9 protein-coding genes are annotated in these 7,417 nt (G+C 75.9%); 5 read left to right on the top strand and 4 right to left on the bottom strand.

What is annotated here, in order from left to right; all coding sequences use genetic code 11:
- Window positions 1-768 (top strand): NsdA family TPR-like regulatory protein (locus JNW98_RS32750; RefSeq protein WP_504755625.1); only part of this gene is annotated, 768 nt, incomplete at its 5' end.
- 98 nt (window positions 769-866) lie between these two features.
- On the opposite strand, the gene JNW98_RS32745 is transcribed toward JNW98_RS32750, so the two are convergent.
- Complete coding sequence (locus JNW98_RS32745; protein ID WP_223771936.1) at window positions 867-2,288, bottom strand: PP2C family protein-serine/threonine phosphatase; 1,422 nt, start codon at window positions 2,286-2,288, stop codon at window positions 867-869.
- 326 nt (window positions 2,289-2,614) lie between these two features.
- Here JNW98_RS32745 and JNW98_RS32740 point away from each other — a divergent pair, with 326 nt between their 5' ends.
- Both JNW98_RS32740 and JNW98_RS32735 read left to right on the top strand, forming a co-directional pair.
- Window positions 2,615-4,042: a HEAT repeat domain-containing protein gene (locus JNW98_RS32740; protein ID WP_223771935.1), complete on the top strand. Its 1,428-nt coding sequence runs from the start codon at window positions 2,615-2,617 to the stop codon at window positions 4,040-4,042.
- Window positions 4,043-4,169: 127 nt separating this feature from the next.
- Window positions 4,170-4,382 carry a DUF5302 domain-containing protein gene (locus JNW98_RS32735; protein ID WP_223771934.1) on the top strand — a complete coding sequence of 71 codons (213 nt, stop codon included), beginning with the start codon at window positions 4,170-4,172 and terminating at the stop codon, window positions 4,380-4,382.
- A 181-nt stretch (window positions 4,383-4,563) separates the two neighbouring features.
- On the opposite strand, the gene JNW98_RS32730 is transcribed toward JNW98_RS32735, so the two are convergent.
- The gene (locus JNW98_RS32730) at window positions 4,564-5,013 is read right to left on the bottom strand and encodes a VOC family protein (protein ID WP_223771933.1); all 450 of its coding nucleotides are present in this window, start codon (window positions 5,011-5,013) and stop codon (window positions 4,564-4,566) included.
- A gap of 61 nt (window positions 5,014-5,074) precedes the next feature.
- Between JNW98_RS32730 and JNW98_RS32725 the strand changes: the two genes are divergently transcribed.
- Together JNW98_RS32725 and JNW98_RS32720 are read left to right on the top strand one after the other, a co-directional pair.
- Complete coding sequence (locus JNW98_RS32725) at window positions 5,075-5,680, top strand: CGNR zinc finger domain-containing protein (protein ID WP_223771932.1); 606 nt, start codon at window positions 5,075-5,077, stop codon at window positions 5,678-5,680.
- 136 nt (window positions 5,681-5,816) lie between these two features.
- A complete protein-coding gene (locus tag JNW98_RS32720; protein WP_223771931.1) occupies window positions 5,817-6,245 on the top strand; it encodes a hypothetical protein in 429 nt (142 codons plus the stop codon).
- Between the two features lie 41 nt (window positions 6,246-6,286).
- On the opposite strand, the gene JNW98_RS32715 is transcribed toward JNW98_RS32720, so the two are convergent.
- Window positions 6,287-6,661, bottom strand: coding sequence for a hypothetical protein (locus JNW98_RS32715; protein WP_223771930.1), 375 nt, complete (start codon window positions 6,659-6,661; stop codon window positions 6,287-6,289).
- 59 nt (window positions 6,662-6,720) lie between these two features.
- Window positions 6,721-7,417 (bottom strand): hypothetical protein (locus JNW98_RS32710; protein ID WP_223771929.1); only part of this gene is annotated, 697 nt, incomplete at its 5' end.

Below are 7,417 nucleotides of genomic sequence, written 5' to 3'. Positions count from 1 at the left end.
CTGGCGGTGCTGGCCGGCTGGATGTCCCACGACGTGGGGCTGGAGCCCACCGCCCAGAAGTACTTCGTGATCGCGGCGCACGCGGCCCGGGAGGGCGGCGACCGGCCCCGGGCCGGCGAGGCGCTGTCCCGGGCCGCCCGGCAGATGGTGCACCTGGGCCGCCCGGGCGACGCGCTCGACCTGATGAAGCTCGCCAAGTCCGGCTCGGGCGACGGGGCCCTGCCGCGCACCCGCGCCATGCTCTGCACCGTCGAGGCCTGGGCGCAGGCGTCGATGGGCCGGGGCCAGGCCATGCGGCGCACCCTGGGCCAGGCCGAGGAGCTGTTCGTCGCGGACCGGGGGGACGTGCCCCCGCCGAGCTGGATGCAGATGTTCAACGAGGCGGACCTGCACGGCATGCAGGCTCTGGCGTACCGCACCCTCGCCGAGCACGACGCGTCCGCCGCGGCCGTGGCGCAGCGGCACGCCCGGGAGGCCCTGCGGCTCCGGGAGGGGACCAACCAGAAGCGGTCGATCATCTTCGACTACATCTCCATGGCCTCCGCCTGCTTCCTCGGCGACGACCCCGAGCAGGGCCGGGCCTACGCCCGGCAGGCGCTGGGCTCCATCGGGGAGAACTCCTCCCACCGCACCTGGGACCGGCTGCGGGAGATGTACCGGCTCACCGGCCGGTACGCGGGGTTCCCGAAGATCGCCGAGCTGCGGCAGGAGATCGAGCGGGCCCTGCCCAAGGCGCCGGGCGGCCGGGGCCGGGCGGCGACGGCCTAGCGCGGGGCCCGTGCACCGGCCCGGCCGGACGGCTTCGACCGACCGGTGGCGGTCAGCCGGTGTGGCTCAAGAGCCGAGTGGGCCGGAAGCCGAGCGGGTCAGGAGCCGACCCGGGCGACGAGCACGCACGCGTCGTCCTCCCGTACCGTCCCGCTCCACTCCTCCAGGACGGTGCGGACGCACTCCTGCGCGCTGCGGGCGGCGGTGAACCGGGCCGCCAGCCCGGGCAGCAGATCCGTTCCCGGGTCGGCCGACAGGCCGCCGGTGTGCAGGACGAGGACGTCCCCGGGCAGCAGCCGCTCCTCGGCCTGGGCGTAGCCGGCCCCGGCGACGGCCCCGAGGAGTACGCCGGCGGGCGTCCGCAGCGGGTGCGTCCGTCCCTCGCGGAACAGCAGGGGGGCGGGGTGCCCCGCCCGCGCCCACAGCAGCGTGCGGGTGGCGGCGTCGTAGCGGCAGCAGACCGCGCTGCCGAGGGCGGGCCGGTCCGAGACGCCGGCCAGGTGGTTGAGGCAGCCGAGCAGCGGACCCGGCTCGGTGCCCGCCACCGCCATGCCGCGGACCGCGCCCAGCAGGACGGCCATGGCGGAGGCCGCGGCCACCCCCCGGCCCGTCAGCCCGCCCGCGCTCAGCAGGGTGCGGCCGTCGGGCAGGGGCAGGGCGTCGAACCAGTCGCCGCCGACGGCGGTGGCGTGCGTGGCGGGGAGGTAGCGGGCGGCCACGTCGAGCGCGCCGCCGGGGGCCGCCCGCAGCGGCGCGTACCAGGGCGGGAGCACGGCCTCCTGGAGCTCGGCCGCCAGCCGCCGCTCGACCACGGCACGCCGCCGGTGGGCGCGGAGCGAGTCCCCGGTGGCCGCCACGGCGTCCCGGCCGCGGCGCAGCGTGGTGACGTCCCGCAGCACGGCCCACATGGCGGCGGTGCAGCCGTCGTCGTCGAGGACGGGCTCGCCCATCATGTGCAGGGTGCGCGGGGAGCCGTCGGGGTGGACGACGCGGAACTCGCCGTCGATGGGCTTGCCGTCCACCAGGCAGTCGGTGACCAGCGCGGTCAGCAGCTCCCGGTCCTCCTCGACCAGCAGGGAGGGGAACTCGTCCAGCGTCAGGGCGCCGTCCTCCGGCCGCCGCCCGAGGATCCGGAAGAGCTCGTCGGACCAGGTCACCTCGTCGGTGAGGAGGTTCCACTCGGCGCTGCCCGCCGGTGCGGGCGACAGCGCCGCCCGTTCCGCCGTCCCGTGCGCCCCGGGCTCCTCGGAGCCGGGCAGTCCGTCCCGCAGCCTGCCGAGGTGGGCGCCGAGGTCGTCGAGCTGGTGGGCGGCCAGGTCGCAGAGCGCGCGCCGCCAGCGCCCGAGCGGATCGTCGGACAGCTCCTCGCCGGCCGTCTCGCGGCGGACGGCGTCGATCCCGCCTCTCAGCCGGCGCGTCTGCGAGATGAGGGCGTCGACAGTGCCGGGGACGACGGACGGTCCGCCCGGCGCGCTGCCCGCCGGGTGCTCCGCGGGTGAGGCAGATGAAGGGGACGGCATCAGGTACTCCGATGGGGCGGGCGCGGCCGACGCCGGCGTGGTCCGCGAGAGCGGCCGGAAGACTGCGTGACGACTCTTGCACAGGCCGCGACGGCTCGTAAGCGGTTTGGCCATACCCGATCCGGTGGTGACTCCGGCATATGCCTCCGGCGTGCCGGGGCAAACCGGACAGAGGCTCGGCGGAACGTCCGACTCCGGGTAGGCTGCGGGCGCTCGGTCCCCGAGTTCCCACAGTTCACCAGGCATAGCCCGGGTGGACACCGGCAAGAATGCCGGACGACGGAAATCCCGTTGCCAGCCGACCCCCCGCACCGGATGCTGACCTCATGTTCGATCCAGACATAGCGCCCAGCGGCACCCTGCTCGGCCTCCTCCAGCGAGGCCGCGGCGACGGGACCCTGCACGCCCTCGCGGCGCCGCGGGCCGAGGCCCTCGCGGCGCTGAACCAGTGCGTGCTCCGCGACCCCCGGCGCGACTGGCAGGTCGAGAACCGGTCCCTCTACTACGCGCGGCTCTACCTGGATCTCGACGGCGACCTGGCGGAGATCGAGGAGCACCTCTTCCACCCGGACGACCTGCTCGACCCCGCGGAGGAGCGCACCGGCCTGGCCCTGGCCGTCCTCGGTCACCTCGCCTCCTACGGACGCGACGACGCCCTGGCACTGCTCCGCCGCTACGCCGCCGCCGGCGGCAACTGGGGCTGGGCCCTGGACGAGCTGGCCGTACGCGACGAGGACGCCGCCCTGGCCGCCCTCGGCACGGCCGTCGTCGCCCGCTTCCCGGAGACCCCCGAGGGCGAGGCCGCCCTGGCCGCCGCCGTGCGGGACGCCTTCGAACCCCGCCCCTGGCGCATCTGGGCGGAGGACCCGCACGCCCCAGCCACCGCCGCCCGGGTGCGCGCCGCCCAGGAGCAGGGCTCCTTCGACCGCTGGCAGCGGCAGCTGCGGCCGGCGGGACCCCGGCCCGGCTGGAGCGTCCGCGAGGTGCTCGACTGGGCCCAGGAGGGCCTGGCCCTCCACCCGCCCCAGCAGCGCCACGTCCCCGCCACCCGCTGCCTCAACGCCGTGGCCGGCCCCGAGGACCGCCTGGAGATCATCGAGGCCGCCGCCTTCGGCCCCGAGGCCGCCCGCGCCACCGCGCTGCGCTACCTCGCCGAACATGACGACCCGCAGGCGCTGGAGCTCATCGAGGCCGCCGCCGCGGACCCGTCCGGCGCCGTGGCGGACGCCGCGGTGACCGCCTTCGAGCGGATGCGCGGCCCCGCCGCCCTGGAGCGCGCCCGCGCCTGGGTGCACCGGGCCGACGCCCTGGGCGCCGCCGCCGCGGGCATGCTCGCCTGCCGGGGCGCCGCCTACGACGCGTCGCTCGTGCTGGGCGCCCTGCGCCGGGTCGTCCGCACCGAGGGGCCCGACGCCCCCGTGCTCTGGGACCTCGTCGACGGAGCGGGCCGCCTGGTGATCGCCTGCGCCGCGCCCGTCCTCCGTCACCTCTACCGTGAGACGTCCTCCTCCCACCTGCGCGGCCGGGCCGCCCGGGCGCTCGCCGCGACGGACCCCTCGTTCGCCGCGGGCTTCGCCGTCGAGTGCCTGTGGGACTGCGAGGAGACCACCCGCGAACTCGCCGCCCGCCACGCGGCCACGGCGGACTCCCGCGTCGTGGACCAGCTGCGCCGGCTCGCCGCCGACCCGGCCGAGGAGGCCGAGGTCCAGACGGCGGCCTGCGACCGCTTCGGCCCGGACGCGACACCGGTCTGACCGGACCGCCGGGCGATCCGGCGTCCGAGGCGGCAGGTCCTTCCGGTGATGATCCGCGCCCGACAGGCCCCACAGCGCCCCTTTTGTGCGAAGCTGGGGCGAACACCCGTGTCTTCAGGAGGTATTGATGCCCGATTCAACGGCGGGAGAGCAGGGCGGCGCCGGCACAGGAGGGGCCGCGGAGGACGATGTGAAGCGCCGGTTCCGTGAGGCGCTGGACCGCAAGCGGGGCAAGGCCGGCGAGGGCGGCGCCGCGGCCCGCGCCCAGGACGGCTCGAAGATCCACGGTACGCACGGGAAGGCCGGCGGGCAGCGGTCGTTCCGCCGCAAGAGCGGCTGACGGCCCGGGGGCGCCCGGGCGCCTCTGCCCACAGGACCGCAGGGCGAGCGCCAACGCGCGCGGGGCGGCCGGCGCGGCGGTGCCCGTCCACGGCACCCGCGCCGGCCGCCCCGCACCCGGCCCGTGCGGTGACCGGCCACCGCACGTCGAAAGTCACCACACGCGCATCACCACACGTGCGTCACTGAACGTCGAACTCGTTGCCCTCGGGGTCCGTCATCGTCACGTGCCCTCCGCCGTGCTCGGTCACCACACGCAGCACCGACGCCCCCAGCCCCTCCAGTCGCGCGACCTCGGCGTCACGCTCCCCGGCCGCCGCGTGCACGTCGATGTGGAGCCGGTTCTTGCCCCGCTTGGGCTCGGGGACGGCGTGGAAGAGGATCCGCCGCCCGAGGCCCATGCCCCGCTCCGCGTCGAACGGGTCGTCGGGGTGCCGCACCGCGGCCAGTCCGCGCCAGGCCCGGCGGCCGGCGACCTCGACGACGTCCTCCGCGCCGACGGCGCCGACGCCCATCAGCTGCCCGATGAAGGCGTCGTGGTCCTCGACCTCGTAGCCGAGGGCCGCCGCCCAGAAGGCGGCCAGCCCGTTCGGGTCGGCGCAGTCGACGACGAGCTTCCAGTGCAGAGCCATGGGATCCCCCGGTTGATGAGGTGACGCGCTGTCAGAAGGTGAAACCATTTATAGTGGTTACATGAGTGACGCCGCAAACGGACTGGTCCTGCACTCGCCGGAAGGCACCCCCTACGTCTTCGACCCCGGCGCGCTCTGCCTGGAGTTCCTGCTGACCGGCGGACCCGGCGAACTGTCCCGGTACGAGCGGCTGGACGCGCCGGACGGTCTGGCGGCCTGGGCCGCCGCCTCCCGGCTCCGTCTGGACCCGTCCGGCGTCCGCGCCTCGGCGGACGGGCTCGTCCGCGCCCGGCGGACCCGGGACGCGCTGTGGCGGCTGGCCCGCGCCCGGGCCGAGGGCGCCGCGCTCGACGCAGCCGACCTGGAGGCCGTCAACGAGGCGGCGGCGCACGCCCCGCTGGCGCCGCGCGCCGAACCGGACGGCGGTCGCTCCTGGGTCCTGCCCGCCACCGGCGACCAGGTGGTGTCCACGGTCGCGCGCGACGCCGTCGACCTGTTCACCGGCCGCTTCGCCGGCCGGGTCAGGGAGTGCGGGGCGGACGACTGCCGGCTCCTCTTCGTCGACGTCTCCCGGCCGGGGCGGCGCCGCTGGTGCGCCATGGAACGCTGCGGCAACCGGCACAAGGTCCGCGCCCTGCGGGCCCGGAGGGGCGCGGGGGAGGAGTGAGCCGCCCTCGCGCGGTACGCGCCCTGCTGGGGCCCCGGACGATGTGCGGATAATGGGGGGTTCCGCGAGACGGCCGCCGACGGCGCCGGCCGGCGGAGGACCGAAAGAAAGTCAGCACCGAAACTTGGGGGCGTCGATGAAGAGCGAACAGCGGCACGGAAAGCGGTACCGGGGGCGGCTCGCCCGCCGCGTGTCCGCCGTCGTCGCGCTGGCGCTGGGCACCGCTCTGCTGGCCACGCCCGCGTCGGCGGCCGGCACCCGCCCGGAGGCCCGGACGGCACGGCACGTACAGGAGGTGACCGCCGCCGCCCCCGCGTCCGTCGCGGCGGAGGCGGGAACGGCGGCGGACGCGCGGTCCGAGGCCGGGCCGGTGGCGCGGGCCCAGCGGGCCGACGCCGGCGACCAGGTCCTGGCCAAGGAGAAGAAAAAGAAGAAGAAGGGCTTCTTCAAGAAGCTGACCATCGCTCTGGTCGTCATCCTGATCGTCGTGATCATTCTGGTGATCGTCGCGATCTGGCTGATCGTCCACTTCGTGCGCAAGGCGTTCCGCCGCCGGCGCCCCTGACGCCACGCCGGCCGGCGGTGACGAGCCGCCGGCCCGCCCCGCTATTTCGCCCCGCGGCCTCTGCGGGGCTTCGGCGGCTCGCACTCCCGGGCGGCGGCGATGAACGGCTCAAGCGCCTCGTGGAGCCTGTTCAGGGACTCGGGCCCCAGCTCGATCCGGTAGTACTGCACGGACGGGACGAGTCTGGTCTCGGCGTCGTCCTTCCCGGTGCCCACGCGCACGTCCATGCCCGGCACCGCGAAGACGTGCTCGTGGACGTCCTCGGTCACGGCCGGGTCGAGGTCGTCGTAGGCCTCGACCTTCACCCAGGTCGCCTGGGTGACGGACTGGTCTCCCACCGTCAGCGTCCGGTCGCCCTTCCGCACCCCCGGCTCGCTCCGCCGCTCCTCGTCCACCTCGATAAACCTGGTACCCATCGGCGCCCCTTCCTCAAGATCGGTTCAAAGCCTAGCCCGTGTGGGTGAGTTGGCTTCGCTCAGCTCGTCCGGACGATCCAGGCCAGGGCGAGCCACGGGCCGGCCGCCGCTCCGACGGCGAGGCCCCAGCCGGTCGCGGTGTCGGGGAAGCCGGTGAGCAGGGGGAGGGCGAGCACCGCCCCGCCGGCCAGGAACGCCGCGGCGGGCAGGTGCACCCAGGGCTCGAAACGCCGGGCCCGGGCCACCCCCGCCTCCCGGCGGTGCATGGCGACGGCCGTGCTGAGCCCGGCGACGAGGGCGAGCAGCCAGATCACCGGCCGGACCACGACGCGGCCGACGGTGGACGAGAGGTCGTCGTCGGCGGCCGGGCGGACGCCCAGTTCCGGGCGGCTCGGGGCGTAGAGCAGCTTGATCGAGCGGCCCTGCTCCAGCTCGCCCTGGGTCCGTACGCCGTCGACGGTCACCTGGCGGGGGCCGGAGTCGAACGGCACGGTGACGACGATCGTGGAGCTGAACTCCTCGACGTCCCGCTCCGCCGCACCGGTGACCTGCGGCTTGCCGATCACCTTCGTCACGGTGAGCTGGTGGGTGCGCCCGCCGGCCCGGTTCACCTCGGCGAGCCAGCGGCCGTGTGCCCCGTCCGGGCCCACCGCCTGGCTGAGCGCGGCGGCGCTGGTGAGGGCGATGCCGAGGCCCAGCACCCAGGAGAGGGCGCGCGACCGGGGCGGCTCCGGGCGGCGCCCGCGCCCCCGGCGC

The organism is Streptomyces huiliensis (assembly GCF_020037025.1).
GTDB classification, from domain to species: Bacteria; Actinomycetota; Actinomycetes; order Streptomycetales; family Streptomycetaceae; genus Streptomyces; species Streptomyces huiliensis.
Note: the sequence above shows the minus strand (reverse complement) of the source record. Positions and strands in the feature narration are given on the sequence as shown.

Excerpts from the sequence above, each read along its gene's own strand:
- JNW98_RS32745 (WP_223771936.1), bottom strand. The coding sequence starts at position 2,288 with ATGCCGTCCCCTTCATCTGCCTCACCCGCGGAGCACCCGGCGGGCAGC.
- JNW98_RS32740 (WP_223771935.1), top strand. The coding sequence starts at position 2,615 with ATGTTCGATCCAGACATAGCGCCCAGCGGCACCCTGCTCGGCCTCCTC.
- JNW98_RS32735 (WP_223771934.1), top strand. The coding sequence starts at position 4,170 with ATGCCCGATTCAACGGCGGGAGAGCAGGGCGGCGCCGGCACAGGAGGG.
- JNW98_RS32730 (WP_223771933.1), bottom strand. The coding sequence starts at position 5,013 with ATGGCTCTGCACTGGAAGCTCGTCGTCGACTGCGCCGACCCGAACGGG.
- JNW98_RS32725 (WP_223771932.1), top strand. The coding sequence starts at position 5,075 with ATGAGTGACGCCGCAAACGGACTGGTCCTGCACTCGCCGGAAGGCACC.
- JNW98_RS32720 (WP_223771931.1), top strand. The coding sequence starts at position 5,817 with ATGAAGAGCGAACAGCGGCACGGAAAGCGGTACCGGGGGCGGCTCGCC.
- JNW98_RS32715 (WP_223771930.1), bottom strand. The coding sequence starts at position 6,661 with ATGGGTACCAGGTTTATCGAGGTGGACGAGGAGCGGCGGAGCGAGCCG.